At 64.1% G+C, this 15,199-nt stretch carries 17 protein-coding genes; 7 read left to right on the top strand and 10 right to left on the bottom strand.

Annotated elements, in window-relative coordinates:
• Positions 1–19 precede the first annotated feature (19 nt).
• Positions 20–1,132: a Re/Si-specific NAD(P)(+) transhydrogenase subunit alpha gene (locus tag MRBLMU1_RS09205; RefSeq protein ID WP_363499965.1), complete on the bottom strand. Its 1,113-nt coding sequence runs from the start codon at positions 1,130–1,132 to the stop codon at positions 20–22.
• A gap of 302 nt (positions 1,133–1,434) precedes the next feature.
• Here MRBLMU1_RS09205 and MRBLMU1_RS09200 point away from each other — a divergent pair, with 302 nt between their 5' ends.
• The 3 genes from MRBLMU1_RS09200 (at position 1,435) to MRBLMU1_RS09190 (ending at position 3,905) form a co-directional block, all read left to right on the top strand.
• The gene (locus MRBLMU1_RS09200) at positions 1,435–1,932 is read left to right on the top strand and encodes an NUDIX hydrolase (protein ID WP_090325030.1); all 498 of its coding nucleotides are present in this window, start codon (positions 1,435–1,437) and stop codon (positions 1,930–1,932) included.
• Between the two features lie 18 nt (positions 1,933–1,950).
• On the top strand, positions 1,951–3,057 hold the full coding sequence (gene mnmA / locus MRBLMU1_RS09195) for a tRNA 2-thiouridine(34) synthase MnmA (RefSeq protein WP_363499962.1): 1,107 nt from the start codon (positions 1,951–1,953) through the stop codon (positions 3,055–3,057).
• Positions 3,058–3,164: 107 nt separating this feature from the next.
• The gene (locus MRBLMU1_RS09190; RefSeq protein ID WP_363499960.1) at positions 3,165–3,905 is read left to right on the top strand and encodes an HAD-IA family hydrolase; all 741 of its coding nucleotides are present in this window, start codon (positions 3,165–3,167) and stop codon (positions 3,903–3,905) included.
• 41 nt (positions 3,906–3,946) lie between these two features.
• Here MRBLMU1_RS09190 and MRBLMU1_RS09185 read toward each other — a convergent pair whose 3' ends face one another.
• From MRBLMU1_RS09185 to MRBLMU1_RS09175, 3 genes are read right to left on the bottom strand one after another with little or no spacing between them, the layout of a single operon-like run.
• On the bottom strand, positions 3,947–4,378 hold the full coding sequence (locus MRBLMU1_RS09185; protein WP_363499958.1) for a response regulator: 432 nt from the start codon (positions 4,376–4,378) through the stop codon (positions 3,947–3,949).
• Positions 4,379–4,416: 38 nt separating this feature from the next.
• Positions 4,417–5,193: a 5'-3' exonuclease gene (locus MRBLMU1_RS09180; RefSeq protein WP_363499956.1), complete on the bottom strand. Its 777-nt coding sequence runs from the start codon at positions 5,191–5,193 to the stop codon at positions 4,417–4,419.
• Positions 5,194–5,248: 55 nt separating this feature from the next.
• Positions 5,249–5,920: a glutathione S-transferase family protein gene (locus MRBLMU1_RS09175; RefSeq protein ID WP_363499954.1), complete on the bottom strand. Its 672-nt coding sequence runs from the start codon at positions 5,918–5,920 to the stop codon at positions 5,249–5,251.
• Between the two features lie 149 nt (positions 5,921–6,069).
• Here MRBLMU1_RS09175 and MRBLMU1_RS09170 point away from each other — a divergent pair, with 149 nt between their 5' ends.
• Complete coding sequence (locus MRBLMU1_RS09170) at positions 6,070–7,680, top strand: FMN-binding glutamate synthase family protein (RefSeq protein ID WP_363499952.1); 1,611 nt, start codon at positions 6,070–6,072, stop codon at positions 7,678–7,680.
• A gap of 166 nt (positions 7,681–7,846) precedes the next feature.
• Here MRBLMU1_RS09170 and MRBLMU1_RS09165 read toward each other — a convergent pair whose 3' ends face one another.
• From MRBLMU1_RS09165 to MRBLMU1_RS09155, 3 genes are read right to left on the bottom strand one after another with little or no spacing between them, the layout of a single operon-like run.
• Positions 7,847–8,134, bottom strand: coding sequence for a DUF6587 family protein (locus tag MRBLMU1_RS09165; RefSeq protein WP_363499950.1), 288 nt, complete (start codon positions 8,132–8,134; stop codon positions 7,847–7,849).
• A 20-nt stretch (positions 8,135–8,154) separates the two neighbouring features.
• Positions 8,155–10,053 carry a ferrous iron transporter B gene (feoB, locus tag MRBLMU1_RS09160; RefSeq protein WP_363499948.1) on the bottom strand — a complete coding sequence of 633 codons (1,899 nt, stop codon included), beginning with the start codon at positions 10,051–10,053 and terminating at the stop codon, positions 8,155–8,157.
• A 3-nt stretch (positions 10,054–10,056) separates the two neighbouring features.
• On the bottom strand, positions 10,057–10,326 hold the full coding sequence (locus MRBLMU1_RS09155) for a FeoA family protein (RefSeq protein ID WP_315220102.1): 270 nt from the start codon (positions 10,324–10,326) through the stop codon (positions 10,057–10,059).
• 264 nt (positions 10,327–10,590) lie between these two features.
• Here MRBLMU1_RS09155 and MRBLMU1_RS09150 point away from each other — a divergent pair, with 264 nt between their 5' ends.
• The gene (locus MRBLMU1_RS09150; RefSeq protein WP_363499945.1) at positions 10,591–10,815 is read left to right on the top strand and encodes a (2Fe-2S)-binding protein; all 225 of its coding nucleotides are present in this window, start codon (positions 10,591–10,593) and stop codon (positions 10,813–10,815) included.
• 11 nt (positions 10,816–10,826) lie between these two features.
• Entirely contained in the window at positions 10,827–11,525 is a 699-nt protein-coding gene (locus MRBLMU1_RS09145) for an energy transducer TonB (protein WP_363499943.1), read from the top strand.
• A gap of 36 nt (positions 11,526–11,561) precedes the next feature.
• Here MRBLMU1_RS09145 and MRBLMU1_RS09140 read toward each other — a convergent pair whose 3' ends face one another.
• A complete protein-coding gene (locus MRBLMU1_RS09140; RefSeq protein WP_363499941.1) occupies positions 11,562–12,098 on the bottom strand; it encodes a pyridoxamine 5'-phosphate oxidase family protein in 537 nt (178 codons plus the stop codon).
• 257 nt (positions 12,099–12,355) lie between these two features.
• Here MRBLMU1_RS09140 and bfr point away from each other — a divergent pair, with 257 nt between their 5' ends.
• Entirely contained in the window at positions 12,356–12,829 is a 474-nt protein-coding gene (gene bfr, locus MRBLMU1_RS09135; RefSeq protein ID WP_363499939.1) for a bacterioferritin, read from the top strand.
• A gap of 13 nt (positions 12,830–12,842) precedes the next feature.
• Here bfr and MRBLMU1_RS09130 read toward each other — a convergent pair whose 3' ends face one another.
• Both MRBLMU1_RS09130 and MRBLMU1_RS09125 read right to left on the bottom strand, forming a co-directional pair.
• Positions 12,843–14,210, bottom strand: a complete 1,368-nt coding sequence (locus MRBLMU1_RS09130; protein ID WP_363499937.1) for an MFS transporter — start codon at positions 14,208–14,210, stop codon at positions 12,843–12,845.
• Positions 14,207–15,172 (bottom strand): PfkB family carbohydrate kinase, encoded by a 966-nt coding sequence (locus tag MRBLMU1_RS09125; RefSeq protein WP_363499935.1) that lies wholly within the window; start codon positions 15,170–15,172, stop codon positions 14,207–14,209. The genes MRBLMU1_RS09130 and MRBLMU1_RS09125 overlap by 4 nt, the downstream gene beginning before the upstream one ends.
• Positions 15,173–15,199: the final 27 nt, after the last annotated feature.

Here is a 15,199-nt window from a genome sequence, read left to right as displayed (position 1 = left end):
CTCCGTTGTATTTTCTTCGTTATTTTCTTAAGAGTTCGCCGCCGGCGCACAGCAGGGTCGCCTTGATGATCTCGTCCTCGCGGTCGATCGCCAGCTTGTCTTCCTTGTCGATGATCAGCTTGAGGAAATCGAGCACGTTGCGCGCGTACAGCGCCGACGCGTCGGCCGCCACCAGGGTCGCCAGATCGGGCTCGCCGACGATGTGCACGCCGTGCTTGACCACCGTTTTATTCAGTTCCGACAGCGGGCAGTTTCCGCCCTGCGACACGGCCAGGTCGACGATGACGGAACCCGGCTTCATCGCCTTGACCGTCTCCTCGGAGATCAGCACCGGCGCGGCGCGGCCCGGTATCAGCGCGGTGGTGATGATGATGTCGGCCAGCTTGGCGCGTTCGTGCACCAGCTCCGCCTGGCGGCGCATCCAGTCGGCCGGCATCGGCCGCGCGTAGCCGCCCACGCCCTGCGCGATTTCTTTTTCCTCGTCGGTGATGAAGGGCACGTCGATGAATTTGGCGCCCAGGGATTCGACCTGCTCCTTGACCGGCGGGCGCACGTCGGACGCCTCGATCACGGCGCCGAGCCGCTTGGCCGTGGCGATCGCCTGCAGCCCGGCCACGCCGACGCCCATGATCAGCACCCGTGCCGCCTTGACCGTGCCGGCCGCCGTCATCAGCATCGGCATGAAGCGCTGGTAGATGTTGGCCGCCACCAGCACCGCCTTGTAGCCGGCGATGTTGGCTTGCGACGACAGCACGTCCATCGACTGCGCGCGCGTGATGCGCGGCACCGCCTCGAGCGCGAAGGCTTGCAGGCCGGCGGACGCCATCGCGGCGTTGTTGTCGGCGTCGAAGGGGTTGAGCATGCCGATCACCACGGTGCCTGGTTTGATCTGCGCGCGTTCTTCGGCATTGGGCGCGCGCACCTTGAGCACCACGTCGGCAGAGTAGGCCTCGGCCGCGCCGACGATGCGCGCCCCGGCCGCCACATAGGCCTCGTCGGTGACCGAGGCGGCCAGCCCGGCGCCCGCTTGCACCAGCACCTCGTGTCTGGCCGCCAGCTTCTTGACTGTTTCGGGTGTGGCCGCGACCCGGGTCTCCCCCGGCCTTGTCTCGGCCGGTACGCTTATTCTCATGGTGCCTCCAATGATTAACAAACTGACTAGAATCTAACACGGAATGCCGGGCCTGCGGCTGTCCGGGGAACCATCATACTGAATGTGTATTTATCAATACATATCGGTTTTATCACATCATTTATGACTATTTATCATGAAATACCGTCGAAAATGCTGGATCTGGCGCAAACCACACAGTCAATCACGGTTTATCCGAGCAAACCTTGTTTTTGTTCAACACGAACCCATCTTTTAGCCGTCGCGGTTTCAAACCAAACCTCCGGAACAGGCTAAAATGTCGGCTCTTTCAAGGATGACTCATGCCGCGTATCTGGAAACCCTCTGTTACTGTTGCCGCCATCGTCGAAAAAGATGGCAAATTCCTGCTGATCGAAGAAGAGACCAGCGACGGCATCCGCATCAACCAGCCGGCCGGCCACCTCGACCCGCACGAGTCGCTCGAGCAGGCCGTGATCCGCGAGACGCTGGAGGAGACGGCGTACGACTTCACGCCGACGGCGCTGGTGGGCATGTACATGTCGCGCTATACCTCCAACCGTACCGGCGAGGAGGTGACGTATCTGCGCTTCACGTTCTGCGGCACGCCCGGCGCGCAGCACGACCGTCCGCTCGACGAAGGCATCCTGCGCACGATGTGGCTTACGCGCGACGAGCTGGCCGCCTGCGCCGACCGTCACCGCAGCCCCACCGTGCTGCAATGCGTCGACGAATACCTGGCCGGGCGGCGCGCCCCGCTGGAACTGATACAAACACACGCCTCCGTGTTCAAGGAGGCGGTGAGCACCGCCAATGGATAGGCAGAGATAGGAAGTAGCATGAGCAAGAAAAAAGTCGTGATCGGTATGTCGGGCGGGGTCGATTCCTCGGTCGCGGCCTGGATGCTCAAGGAGCAGGGCTACGACGTGGTCGGACTGTTCATGAAGAACTGGGAAGACGACGACGACTCCGAATACTGCTCGACGCGCCAGGACTGGATCGACGCGGCCAGCGTGGCCGACGTCATCGGCGTCGACATCGAGGCGGTCAACTTCGCCAGCGAATACAAGGACCGCGTGTTCGCCGACTTCCTGCGCGAATACCAGGCCGGCCGCACGCCGAACCCGGACGTGCTGTGCAACGCCGAGATCAAATTCAAGGCCTTCCTCGACCACGCGATGCATCTGGGCGCGGACCTGATCGCCACCGGCCACTACGCGCGCGTGCGCCAGAACGGCGACAAGTTCGAGCTGCTCAAAGCCGTCGACCACACCAAGGACCAGAGCTACTTCCTGCACCGCCTCAACCAGGCGCAGTTGTCGAAGACCCTGTTCCCGCTGGGCGAGATCCCGAAGACCGAGGTGCGCCGGATCGCCGAGCAGCTCAAGCTGCCCAACGCCGCCAAGAAGGATTCGACCGGCATCTGCTTCATCGGCGAGCGCCCGTTCCGCGAGTTCTTGAACCGCTACCTGTCGTACAAGCCGGGACCGATGAAGACCGACGACGGCAAGACCGTCGGCGAGCATGTCGGCCTGTCGTTCTACACGCTGGGCCAGCGCAAGGGCATCGGCGTCGGCGGCATGAAGGCGTACAAGAACCCGGACGGCAGCAGCGACGCCTGGTACGTGGCGCGCAAGGACGTGGCCAACAACACCCTCTACATCGTGCAGGGCCACGAGCATCCGTGGCTGCTGTCGTCGGACCTGCGCGCCGACCAGGCCAGCTGGATCGCCGGCGAGGCGCCGTCGCCGCGCGCGATGGCGGCCAAGACGCGCTACCGCCAGGCCGACGTGGCGTGCGAACTCGCGCCCGAGGGCGACTCGGACTTCGCGTTGAAATTCATGGATGCCCAATGGGCGGTCACGCCGGGCCAGTCGGCCGTGCTGTACGACGGCGACGTGTGCCTCGGCGGCGGCATCATCGACAGCTCGACCTTCGCCGCCTGACACCCCCAAGCCGCAGCCCATGCGTCGCTGGTTGCGGCTTGGGGAAACGCTGATTAATTCGCTGGAGTTCGAGCGCGCAGTGCCAACCAACTAAGGAATTAGATAGGATGCAGACGACTTCATTGGCAAAAACGATAGACGCGGTTCTCCTCGATATGGACGGAACGATTTTAAATTCCATCAAGACTGCTGAGCGCATATGGTCGACCTGGGCGCAGCGACATGGCATCGATGTCGTAGCTTTTATGCCAACCATCCACGGCGTCCAATCCGTTGAAACGATCCGGCGGCTTGCCCTGCCCGGGGTCGATCCGGAAACCGAAGCGGCTGCGATCACCAAGGCGGAAATCGAAGATGTCGATGGAATCGAGGCTATCGCTGGCGCTGCGGCTTTTCTCTCCGCGCTGCCCGCTGCGCAGTGGGCGATCGTCACCTCCGCACCTCGGGCGCTTGCACTGCGCAGGATAGAGGCAGCGGGCCTGCCCGCGCCACCGCTGCTGGTTGCCGCCGAGGACGTGGCCTGCGGCAAGCCGGCCCCGGACTGCTTCCATCTGGCGGCCGAAAAGCTGGGCACGACCGCCAGCCGGTGCCTCGTGCTGGAGGACTCGGTGGCTGGGGTTGCCTCCGCGACATCCTCCGGGGCAACCGTATTGGTGGTGACGGCGACCCACCATGCGGCGATCGATACGATCCATGCCACGATTAAGGATTATCACGATCTTGTATTGGAGCGTTTACCGGACGGCTCCGTGTTGATTGATCACGCTCAGGCCGTGGTTGATCCGGCCGTCGGTATTGCCTGCGTGTTGCAAGCGGCGGTTCAACCGATTCACAGCTCAACAGCTTGACGCGTCAATCTCGCTAAGAAAGCGAATTGATCAGCGCTTCCTCAGGCCTCGCCGCCCTCGCCGGCTGCGGGCGCGGCGTCCTTCCCGGCCATCGCCGCGCGCTGGCGCTTGACCATCGCGATGACCACGTTGCGGATCGTGTTGAGCACCGTGTCGGCCTTGAACGGCTTGACGATGAAGCCGCTCACGCCCATCGCGTGCGCGGCCTGGATGGTGGCGGCGTCGAATTCGCTCGAGACCATGAAGATCAGGGTCTTGGGCCATTTGGTCCTGATTTCCTTCACCACGTCCTCGCCGTTTTCCATCTGCTCGCGGGCGATGCAGACGATGTGCGGATTGAACTTGATCAGCAGCGCCAGCCCGGCGGCGCAGGTGTGGCTCTGGCCAACCACGTCGTAGCCGCCGTCGAGCAGCACCGTGTTGAGCAGGCCGCGCGCGACCGCGCTGGAATCGATAATGACCGCTTTTAACATCTTGCCAACCTTGTTCTGTTGAGTGTGCGCGCCACCGGTTATTGCCGGTCCCAGGCCAGCATATTCCAGGTCACCCCGACCCGCACATCTGTTTTCAATTGCACCAATTGTCTCGAAAGATACAGCATTTCGCGCTCTTTTCGTAGAGTTTCGCCCAGCGTGTCCTTCAGAATGCCGGCCCCGGCCATGATGGCGTCGAGATTGCCGTAAGTACGCAACAGTCGGGCCGCCGTCTTGACGCCCACCTTGGACACGCCGGGGATCGAGTCGGTGACGTCGCCCATCAGCGCCAGCAGGTCCGGCAGTTGCTCGGCCGGCACGCCCCACTTTTGCTCGACCCAGGCGTGGTCGTGCCATTCGCTCTTGAAATGGTCCCACACGCGCGCGCCGTGGGCGATCAGGCCGTGCAGGTCCTTGTCGGTGGTGGCGATGGTGGCCTCGCCGCGACCGTCGGCCAGCCAGCGCAGCACCACGGTGCCGATGACGTCGTCGGCCTCGACCTCGGGCAGCGAGACCACATGCATGCCGAAGCCGGCAAGCTTGTCGTAGAACGCCGGCAGCGCCTCGCGCAGCGGCGCGGGCATCGGTGCCCGGCCCTCGCGGTAGCCGGCGTACAGGTCGTGGCGCCAGGTGCGCCCGCCGAAGTCGAAGGCCGGCAACACATGGGTCGGTTCGTGGTCGTGCAGCAGGGTGCGGAACGACGACAGCGCGTGGCGCAGCGCGATGTCGGCCTTCTCCGCGCTATCGGGTTCGGGGCTGGCTTCGTAGACGCGGCGCACGATATTGAGGCCGTCGATGGCAAGGAGTCGACCCATGTTCAAATTCATCCGGGCTTGATCAAGCCGCCATTTTACCCGACGCGGCCCAACCTTACTTCAGCAACTCATACGGCCCGCCGCGCTCGATCGCGCGCTGGAATGCCGGGCGGGCGTGGATGCGCTTGAGGAAATCGGTCAGCCGGGGGCGGCTGACGTCGAGCCCGCCCCGCGCGGCGGCCGCCTCCAGCGGGAAACTCATCTGGATGTCGGCCGCGCTGAACTCGGCGCCGGCGAACCACGGCGCGGCGGCCAGCTCGTTTTCCAGATACGTCAGCTGCGCCTCGATCTGCGGCAGGATATAGCTGCCTTTGACCTTGCGCGCGATGGCCTTGGCGATCGGCTTGACGAAGAACGGCGCCGGACTGGTCTCGACCCGGTCGAACACCAGCTTCATCAGCAGCGGCGCCATCGCCGAGCCTTCGGCGAAGTGCAGGAAATAGGTCCAGCGGCGGCGCTCGGCGGTGCCGGCCGGCGGCACCAGGCGGCCGTTGCCATAGGTCTCGACCAGGTATTCGACGATCGCGCCCGACTCCGCCACGACCACGCCGTTGTCGGTGATCACCGGCGACTTGCCCAGCGGGTGCACCGCGCGCAACTCAGGCGGCGCCAGCATCGTCTTCGCATCGCGCTGGTAGCGCACGATCTCGTAGTCCAGCCCCAGTTCCTCGAGCAGCCAGAGCACGCGCTGCGAGCGCGAATTGTTGAGGTGGTGGACAACGATCATGGTGGTTTCCCGAAAAAAGAACGGCCGTGCGCCGCGACCGCGCTAGCTTAGCATTATTGGCCGGCGTGCGTCGCTGACCTATCGGTAATGGATTCCTGCAAGAAACAGCAGTACACTGGCCCCATTCGCCGCCGCCATCCGGACCGCCCATGAACCTGTTTTCCCCGCGCTATATCGCCTTCGTCGCCGCCGTCGTCACCCTGCTCGCCTCGCTGGCCCTGGGCGCGCCGTGGTGGATCCCGTTGACCGCCGCCGCGCTCACCGTCGTCGGCGTCACCGACCTGCTGCAAACCAAGCGCGCGCTGCGCCGCAACTACCCGATCCTGGCGCATTTCCGCTTCTTCTTCGAGGCGATCCGCCCCGAGATCCGCCAATACCTGCTGGAGGACGACACGGTGGCCGCGCCGTTCTCGCGCAACCAGCGCAGCATCGTCTACCAGCGCGCCAAGATGGACACCGACAAGCGCCCGTTCGGCACCCAGCTCGACGTCTACGCGCCCGGCTACGAGTGGATCAACCACGCCATCGTGCCGGCCAAGGAGCAGGGCCACGACTTCCGCATCGAGATCGGCAACCACCCGGACTGCCCCCGCGCCCAGCCCTATTCGGCCAGCGTGTTCAACATCTCGGCGATGAGCTTTGGCGCGCTGTCGGCCAACGCCATCCTGGCGCTCAACGGCGGCGCCAAGGCCGGGGGCTTCATGCACGACACCGGCGAGGGCAGCATCAGCCCCTACCACCGCCAGAACGGCGGCGACCTGGTATGGGAGATCGGTTCCGGCTACTTCGGCTGCCGCGACGCCGACGGCCGCTTCTCGGAGGCGAACTTCGTCGCCAACGCCACCTCGCCGCAGGTGAAGATGATCGAACTAAAACTCTCGCAGGGGGCCAAGCCGGGCCACGGCGGCGTGCTGCCGGGCGCCAAGGTGACGATCGAGATCGCCACCACGCGCGGCGTCGCCCTGGGCGTGGACTGCGTCTCGCCGTCGAGCCACTCGGCTTTTAGCACGCCGCTCGAAATGCTGGCGTTTATCGATAAACTGCGCAATCTGTCGGGCGGCAAGCCGACCGGCTTCAAGCTCGCCATCGGCCACCCCTGGGAGTTCTTTGGCATCGTCAAGGCGATGCTGGCGACCGGCATCACGCCCGACTTCATCGTCGTCGACGGCGGCGAGGGCGGCACCGGCGCCGCGCCGCTCGAATTCACCGACCATGTCGGCACGCCGCTGCAGGAGGCGTTGCTGCTGGTGCATAACACGCTGGTCGGCGCCAATTTGCGCGACAAGATCAAGATCGGCGCGTCGGGCAAGATCATCACCGCGTTCGACGTCGCCCGCATCATCGCCATTGGCGCCGACTGGTGCAATTCGGCGCGCGGCTTCATGTTCGCGCTCGGGTGCATCCAGTCGCAAAGCTGCCACACCGACAAATGCCCGACCGGCGTCGCCACGCAGGACCAGAACCGGCAACGGGCGCTGGTGGTGCCCGACAAGATGCTGCGCGTGACCCACTTCCATCAGAACACCATGGCCGCGCTGGCGCAGCTGATCGCGGCCGCCGGGCTAACGCACCCGTCGCAGCTCAAACCGCGCCACCTGGTGCGGCGCATCTCGCCCAACCAGGTCAAGCTGGTGTCGCAGTTGCTGCCGTATCTGGAGGCCGGACAACTGCTCGACCCGGGCCAGCTGGCGCGCCTGCCGCCGGTGTTCGGCTTGTATTGGCCGATGGCGCAGGCGGAGTCGTTCAATCCGTTGTGCTGAACGACACGGGTTCCACGTAGGGCGGATTAGCGCAGCGTAATCCGCCAATGCATGCTCCGTTGGCGGCGCATGGATGGCGGATTACGGCGTTCCGCCTAATCCGCCCTACGTGTTTCCGCGAAATTCGAGGTGTGGTGGGAGCGCCGTCTTGGCCCCTCGCCGCCTGTCAGCGCTGGACGTGCAGCTTGATGACGCGCTTGTGCGGCGTCGAGGAATCCGGGGACGATGAGGTGGACGACGCCGCCGGCGCCGACGAGTCGCAAGACCCGCAGCTGCCGCAGCCGTCGCCGCAGTTGGCCTGCGTCTTGAACAACTTGGCGAGCTTGTTCTGGTCGAACCCGCGCCGCGTCAGGAAATACACGATTTGCTGGCGCCACGCCGCCGGCAGGTACTTGGTGCAAAAGTGCAGCACCGCCGCCGCGACGATCAATCCCACGATAATCTGCTGCCACATATCAGCCCCCTATCAACTTGTCAGCCCATCAGCGCCAGCGAGATACGGTACGTCAGGAACGACGCCACGTAAGCCAGCGCAAACATATAACCCGCCATCAGCAAGGGATAGCGGATGCTGTTGGTCTCGCGGCGCACCACGCTCAAGGTCGACAAGCACTGCGGCGCGAACACGTACCACGCCAGCAGCGACAACGCCGTCGGCAGCGCCCACGACGCCGCGATGATCGGCGTCAGCGACTGCGCCAGGTCGTCACCGCTCTGCGACAACGCGTACACGGTGCCCAGCGCGCCGACCGCCACTTCGCGCGCCGCCATGCCCGGCACCAGCGCAATGCAGATCTGCCAGTTGAAGCCGATGGGCGCGAACACGTACTCCAACGCGCGGCCGATCATACCGGCGATGCTGTAGTAGATAGGCGGATGCGTGGCGCCTTCCGGCGCGCCCGGGAAGGTGCTGAGGAACCAGACCAAAATCATCAACGTCAGAATCACGGTACCGACGCGCGTCAGGAAGATGCGCGCGCGCTCCCACAGGCCCAGCGCCAGGTTGCGCATGTGCGGCCAGTGATAGGCCGGCAGCTCCAGCATCAGCGGCTGCTTGTGCGTCGAGCCCATGGCGCGCTTCATGAAGTACGCCACCGCCATCGCCGAGATGATGCCGGCGAAGTACAGGATGAACAGCACCAGCCCCTGAAGGTTCATGAAGCCGCCCACTTCGCGCTCCGGAATGAAGGCGGCGATCACCAGCGCATACACCGGCAGGCGCGCGGAACACGTCATCAGCGGCGCGATCATGATCGTCACCAGCCGGTCGCGTTTGTTCTGGATCGTGCGCGCGGCCATCACGCCCGGGATCGCGCACGCGAAACTGGACAACAGCGGGATGAAGGCGCGGCCCGACAGGCCCACGCCGCCCATCAGCCGATCCAGCAGGAAGGCCGCGCGCGGCAGGTAGCCGCAGTCCTCCAGCATCAGGATGAAGAAGAACAGGATCAGAATCTGCGGCAGGAACACCAGCACCATGCCGGCGCCGCCCATGATGCCCTCCACCAGCAGGCTGCGCAGCATGCCGTCGGGCAGGAAGTCGCCCAGCACCTTGCCCAGGCTTTCGACGCCGCCGGAGATCATCTCCATCGGCACCGCCGCCCAGCTGAACACCGCCTGGAACACCAGGAACATCAGCAGCGCCAGGATGATCGGGCCGACCACCGGGTGCATCACCACGTTGTCGATTTTTTCGGTCAGGTTGCCGGTGTCGTGGACGTCATTGCTGACGGCGGCCAGGATGCGGCGCACCTCGCGCTGCGTGTCCTCGACCGAGACGGCGTCGATCGCCGACAGCGGATGCGGTTTCGCCGCCGGCAGCGGCAGCATCAGTTCGAGCGCGCGCACCAGCGACTTCTCGCCGCCGGCCTGCACCGCGACCGTCTCCACCACCGGCATGCCCAATTCGTCGGCCAGCAGGTCGGCGTCGATCTCGATGCCGCGCTTCTTGGCCACGTCGACCATGTTCAGCGCCAGCACCATCGGCAGGCCGAGGCGTTTGATCTCCAGCACCAGGCGCAGGTTCAGGCGCAGGTTGGTGGCGTTGACCACGCAGACCACGACATCGGGCGCGGCCTCGCCGGCGCGCAGGCCGGCGACGACGTCGCGCGTGATTTCCTCGTCCGGCGTGTGGGCCGACAAACTATAGGCGCCCGGAAGGTCGAGCACGCGGAAGCCATGGCCGTTGGGCGAGCTGAAAGAGCCTTCCTTGCGCTCGATGGTGACGCCGGCGTAGTTGGCGACCTTCTGGCGCGAGCCGGTCAGACGGTTGAACAAGGCGGTCTTGCCGCAATTCGGATTGCCCAGCAGGGCCACGATGGGCGCCTGGGAGGTCACGGGCGCCTGCGGCACCGCTTTTTCTACTGCACCCATTGTTTATTGGTCCGGTTGAATCGAAATCAGCGCGGCTTCGAAGCGGCGCAACGCAAAAGTGGAGTTGCCGACCTTGATGGCCAGCGGCTCGCCGCCGGGCATGCCGCGCTTGAGCAGGCGCACCTTCTCGCCGGGGACGAAGCCCAGTTCCATCAGGCGCCGCGCCAGGCCGGCGCCGTCGTCGGCGGCGTCGCCGGGGGATACGCGCACCACGGTGGCGGCGGCGCCGGTCGTCAGCGCGTCCAGGGTGATCAGGGGAACAGCAGGCGTCATGGGCTAAGTCCGGTCAGGATGCGCCGCCGGTGGGTGGCGACGCGCCCGGCGGATCGCAAGAGCGCGTTCTCGCCGGAAATAAGATACTAGCATTATAAACGGTAATGCGAATTACTACTATTTACGCTTGCATCGGCCGCCGAGTTGAGGCAGTATACGATTAATGATAATGATTCGCATTAAGTTACTTGCAATCATGTCTTAATTGCTCTTGTCAGGGTTGTACCGAACCCATTTTTTCAGCAGCTAGCCAGAAGGTGCGTAATGATTGTATGTGTCTGCAACAACATATCTGATCGTGAAATCCGTCAAGCCGTGGAGCTGGGCGTTGCCTCGATCGAAGAACTGCGCCGCGACCTGGGCGTGTCGACCTGCTGCGGCCAATGCTTCGACTGCGCCGAACAAATCCTCAACGAGCATCTGGCAACGATCCAGGCCACCGCAGAGATCACAGAAACCGTGCTGAAGCGTCCCGTCTTCACCAACTAATTATGAACACCATGACCTATAGCCGGACGGCGCCGTCGCTGTCCGTGAACCACGCCGGCCTGCGCCAACTGAAGGTGCGCGGACGCCGGTTCGCGCCGCTGGCGGCGATCGTCGTGGGTCATGCGTTGCTGTTTTACGCGATCAATTCGGGGATGATGAGCAAGATCGCCGTCGCCGTCATGCCCAAGGTGGTCACGGTGACCTTCGTCGCCTCGCCAGAGCCGCTCAAGCCGGCCCCGCCGCCACCGAAGACGGTGCCGGTGGTGAAGCTGAGGCCGACCTACATCCCGCCGATGCCGCAGCTGGCCACGCCGCAGGTCGAGCCGACGATCACCGTCGCGCCGCCGACGCCGCGCACCAACCAGCCATCGACGCCGGCCGTCGCCGGTCCGATGGCACCGCCGACGCCAGCGCCTGCGGCGCCCGCGGCGCCGAAAACCATCACAGGGGTGGAATATATCCGCGCGCCGCAGCCGGTGTATCCAAGCATGGCCCGCCGCATGGGCGAGAGCGGCGTCGTGATGCTGCGCGTGCTGATCGGGGAAAAGGGCCAAGCGGAGCAGGTGACGATCCAAAAATCGTCGGGCTCCGAGAAGTTGGATGAAGCCGGCCGCCAGGCCGTGCTGCGCGCGCTGTACAAACCGTATATCGAAGATGGCAAGGCCATTCCGGTCTACGCGCTGGTGCCGATCAATTTCCAGTTGGGTTGAACCATGCGCCGCTAGCGGCGCATGTCCTTCACACCATCACAAATCCAACCGCCCCTCGATCGAATCGTCCAAGGTCTTGCCGATGACGGCGCCGATCAGCATCTTCACGCCCGCCACCGCGCGGCCATGCTTGGTGTCCCAGTAATAACCATACGTCGGCGCGAACTTGATCAGCGTGATGCGCGGATCGTCCTCGCCCTCGGTGAACCAGGTCTTCATCGTAAAGCTCCACAACTCCTTGAGCTTCGCGCGGTCGCGCAACACGGTGGCCACGCCCTCGATGTGCATGAACTCCGAATGGGCCGAGCCCTGGAAGTACAAGGTCGCCGACGGATCGGCCGCCAGCTCCTGGTTCTTCAAACTATCGCTGGCACTGATGAACCAGATATTCCCCAGATCGTCGACCTGCAGCGCAGTCATCGGCCGCGCGTCGCCGGGACCGCCGTCGGCGTCGTTGGTGCAGAAGAAGCAGCCCGACGTGTTGTCGACGAAGTCCTTGATTTTCTTGACGGCGTCCTCGCCGATCAGATCCTGATGGTTTTGTTCCGGCTGGTGGGCATTGATAGAATCCATGGCGCGCTCCTGATAAGTGCTGATAGGTGGAACACCCATGTTAGCCCTGGCGGCGCCAGCATTCGGTGGGTTGCCACACACTGGCGCCACCTGCGTGGTGCGAATGTTAATTGTTTTCATTAACACCAACAATCTCACTCCGGGGATATTGATACGGTTTTACGCCGCCGGACACGATTTACGCCCGTACCACTACGCCTCGCCGGCCCGTTCGTGGCAGAATGCGGGTATTCCACCACCATTTTAGAAAGCCACCCATGAAGGGCGACCCAGAAGTCATCCGTTTGTTGAACGCTCAGCTGACCAACGAACTCACCGCCATCAACCAGTACTTCCTCCACGCGCGCATGTACAAGCACTGGGGTCTGGAAAAGATCGCGAAGAAAGAATACGAAGAATCGATCGGCGAGATGAAGCACGCCGACAAGCTGATCGACCGCATCCTGATGCTCGACGGCCTGCCGAACCTGCAAGCGATGCACAAGATCATGATCGGCGAGCACACCGAGGAAATGATCGGCTGCGACCTGGCGCTGGAAAAAGGCGCGCAGCTGACCGTCAAGGAAGGCATCGCCACCGCCGAGAAGGCCGGCGACTACGTGTCGCGGGACCTGCTGCTGATGATTTTGGAAGACACCGAAGAGCACATCGACTGGCTCGAAACGCAGTTGGACCTGATCGGCAAGATCGGCATCCAAAACTACCTGCAAAGCCAGATCATCGAAGCGTAAAATCCCGGCGCCGTCACGCGGCGCCGGTCGCCTCGTTATCATTGAGCCGCAGGCCCTCCGCCTGCGGCTTTTTCAATTTCACGAACAGCACGGCCACCGCGCCGCACAGCATCAGGCCACCGGCCAGCCGGATCACGTTCTCCGGATTCCCGCCCAGCAGGCTGCGGTAGTACAGCGGCAGCGTGAAGATCTGGATGATCATCGGGATCACGATGAACATATTGAAGATGCCCATATAAACCCCGGTGCGCTCCGGCGGGATACAGCCGGCCAGCATCACATACGGATTGCCCATGATCGAAGCCCAGGCCAGGCCGATGCCGACCATCGGCACGAACAGCAGCGCCGGCGTATGGATCATCGGTATGCTCAGCATCGCGAAACCGGCCAGCATCAGGCAGACGCTGTGCGTCAGTTTCGGCCCGTATTTGCGCGTGAACGGCACCAGCGCCAGCGCGCCGATGAACGCGATGAAGTTATAGAACGCCCCCACCTGCCCGGCCAGCAGCCCCGCGTCGCGGAATCCCTGCGAGGCTTGGTCGGTGGTGCCGTACAAGGTGGTCGACAGCGACAGCATGATGTACTGCCAGTAGCAGAACATCGCATACCACTGGAACAGCTTGACCCACGCTAGCTGCTTCATCGTCGCCGGCATCTCGCGCACGGCGCTGTCGATATCGCGGAAGGTCTGCCGCCAACCGGCGGGCCGCGAGCGGATCTCCGCCAACTCCTGCGCGGTCAGCGGATGCTCGGGCGTCGTCTTCAGGGTCCACAGCACGGAGCTGATCGAGAACACCGCGCCGATCAGGAAGGCGACGATGACGATGTGCGGAATATGGCTGCCGTTGACGGCGTCCTTATTCATGCCCAGCCAGACCAGCAGCGACGGCGTCAGGTAGGCCAGCGTTTGCCCCAGGCCCGTGAAGGCGCTCTGCGTCAGGAAGCCCACCGAATGCTGCTTCGGCGCCAGCTTGTCGCTGACGAAGGCGCGGTACGGCTCCATGGTCACGTTGTTGGCCGCGTCCAGGATCCACAGCAGGCTGGCCGCCATCCACAGCGTGGGGCTGAACGGCATCGCCAGCAGCCCAAGGCTGCACAGGATCGCGCCGATCAGGAAGTACGGCGTGCGCCGTCCCCAGCGCGTGACGGTGCGGTCGCTCATCGCGCCGATCAGCGGCTGCACCAGCAGCCCGGTCATCGGGCCGGCCAGCCACAGATACGGCAGGCTCGCCTCGTCGGCGCCCAGGTATTTGTAGATGGGGCTCATGCTGCTTTGCTGCAGGCCAAAGCTGAACTGGATGCCGAAGAAGCCGATGTTCATATTGACGATCTGCCAGAACGACAGATGCGGCTTCATGCCGCCGACCGCGCCGCCGCTCATACCACCGCCCCGGCTTTCGACGGCAACACGCCGCCGCTGCGCCAGCAAGCGATCCACGGCTGATAGAAGGCGGCATCGGCCGGCACCGCGCCTGAAATGCCGCAGATGGCGCCGGCGAAGGCGTTGGCGCGCGCCAGGGTCAGCGGCAGCGACCAGCCCTGCGCCTGGCCGAACAGGAACACTGCCGAAAAGGCGTCGCCCGCGCCGACCGTGTCGACGATGCGCGCCGGCGCGTGGCATTCCTGGTTGGCGGTGACGGCGCCGTCGGCGCCGAAGTGCAGCGCGCCGCGCTCACCGAGCGTGACGATCAAACCCTTCAGCGAGAAGATGCGCATCAGTGCCTGGCATGCCTCCACCATCTCCGGGCTGTCGATCGCCTTCGTTCCGGGCTTGGTGTGCGTGTACCAGCTGAACAGATCCTTGAGCTCCTCCTCGTTGACCTTGACGATATCGGCCAGATGCAGCGACTCGAAGGCGCAGCGTTCCGTCACCTGTCCATCGCGCACGTTCAGGTCCAGGTAGCGCGTGGCGTCCGAATTGCGCAGCATCTCGCGCACCGTCTTGCGCGAACACTCGTGGCGCTGCGCCATGGTGCCGAAGTAGATGACGCCCGGCTTGGCCTCGGCCAGCGCCGCCAGCGCCGGCCGCGTCTCCACATAATCGTAAGCCTGGTCGGGCAGGATGATGAAGCGATGGCCTTGCTCGTTGCGCTCGACCACCACGCGGCCGGTGGCCTCGTTCGGATCGATTTGCAAGCCGGCCTGGCTCATGCCGAAGCGCTCGAACTCGGCGCGCATCAGCGCACCGTTCTTGTCGTCACCGATGCGCGTGACAATCAGCGTGGCGACGCCGAACGCCGCCAGATTGCGCGCCACGTTGAACGGCGCACCGCCGACAACCTGCTCGGTGATGAAATCGTCTACCAGCGCTTCGCCGAATACGGCTATGGTTTGTTGGTTCATGCATGTCTCCACGCCCTCTCGGACGAT

Source organism: Burkholderia sp. LMU1-1-1.1 (assembly GCF_040675865.1).
Taxonomy (GTDB): domain Bacteria; phylum Pseudomonadota; class Gammaproteobacteria; order Burkholderiales; family Burkholderiaceae_D; genus Rugamonas.
Note: the sequence above shows the minus strand (reverse complement) of the source record. Positions and strands in the feature narration are given on the sequence as shown.

Excerpts from the sequence above, each read along its gene's own strand:
- MRBLMU1_RS09205 (WP_363499965.1), bottom strand. The coding sequence starts at position 1,132 with ATGAGAATAAGCGTACCGGCCGAGACAAGGCCGGGGGAGACCCGGGTC.
- MRBLMU1_RS09200 (WP_090325030.1), top strand. The coding sequence starts at position 1,435 with ATGCCGCGTATCTGGAAACCCTCTGTTACTGTTGCCGCCATCGTCGAA.
- mnmA (WP_363499962.1), top strand. The coding sequence starts at position 1,951 with ATGAGCAAGAAAAAAGTCGTGATCGGTATGTCGGGCGGGGTCGATTCC.
- MRBLMU1_RS09190 (WP_363499960.1), top strand. The coding sequence starts at position 3,165 with ATGCAGACGACTTCATTGGCAAAAACGATAGACGCGGTTCTCCTCGAT.
- MRBLMU1_RS09185 (WP_363499958.1), bottom strand. The coding sequence starts at position 4,378 with ATGTTAAAAGCGGTCATTATCGATTCCAGCGCGGTCGCGCGCGGCCTG.
- MRBLMU1_RS09180 (WP_363499956.1), bottom strand. The coding sequence starts at position 5,193 with ATGGGTCGACTCCTTGCCATCGACGGCCTCAATATCGTGCGCCGCGTC.
- MRBLMU1_RS09175 (WP_363499954.1), bottom strand. The coding sequence starts at position 5,920 with ATGATCGTTGTCCACCACCTCAACAATTCGCGCTCGCAGCGCGTGCTC.
- MRBLMU1_RS09170 (WP_363499952.1), top strand. The coding sequence starts at position 6,070 with ATGAACCTGTTTTCCCCGCGCTATATCGCCTTCGTCGCCGCCGTCGTC.
- MRBLMU1_RS09165 (WP_363499950.1), bottom strand. The coding sequence starts at position 8,134 with ATGTGGCAGCAGATTATCGTGGGATTGATCGTCGCGGCGGCGGTGCTG.
- feoB (WP_363499948.1), bottom strand. The coding sequence starts at position 10,053 with ATGGGTGCAGTAGAAAAAGCGGTGCCGCAGGCGCCCGTGACCTCCCAG.
- MRBLMU1_RS09155 (WP_315220102.1), bottom strand. The coding sequence starts at position 10,326 with ATGACGCCTGCTGTTCCCCTGATCACCCTGGACGCGCTGACGACCGGC.
- MRBLMU1_RS09150 (WP_363499945.1), top strand. The coding sequence starts at position 10,591 with ATGATTGTATGTGTCTGCAACAACATATCTGATCGTGAAATCCGTCAA.
- MRBLMU1_RS09145 (WP_363499943.1), top strand. The coding sequence starts at position 10,827 with ATGACCTATAGCCGGACGGCGCCGTCGCTGTCCGTGAACCACGCCGGC.
- MRBLMU1_RS09140 (WP_363499941.1), bottom strand. The coding sequence starts at position 12,098 with ATGGATTCTATCAATGCCCACCAGCCGGAACAAAACCATCAGGATCTG.
- bfr (WP_363499939.1), top strand. The coding sequence starts at position 12,356 with ATGAAGGGCGACCCAGAAGTCATCCGTTTGTTGAACGCTCAGCTGACC.
- MRBLMU1_RS09130 (WP_363499937.1), bottom strand. The coding sequence starts at position 14,210 with ATGAGCGGCGGCGCGGTCGGCGGCATGAAGCCGCATCTGTCGTTCTGG.
- MRBLMU1_RS09125 (WP_363499935.1), bottom strand. The coding sequence starts at position 15,172 with ATGAACCAACAAACCATAGCCGTATTCGGCGAAGCGCTGGTAGACGAT.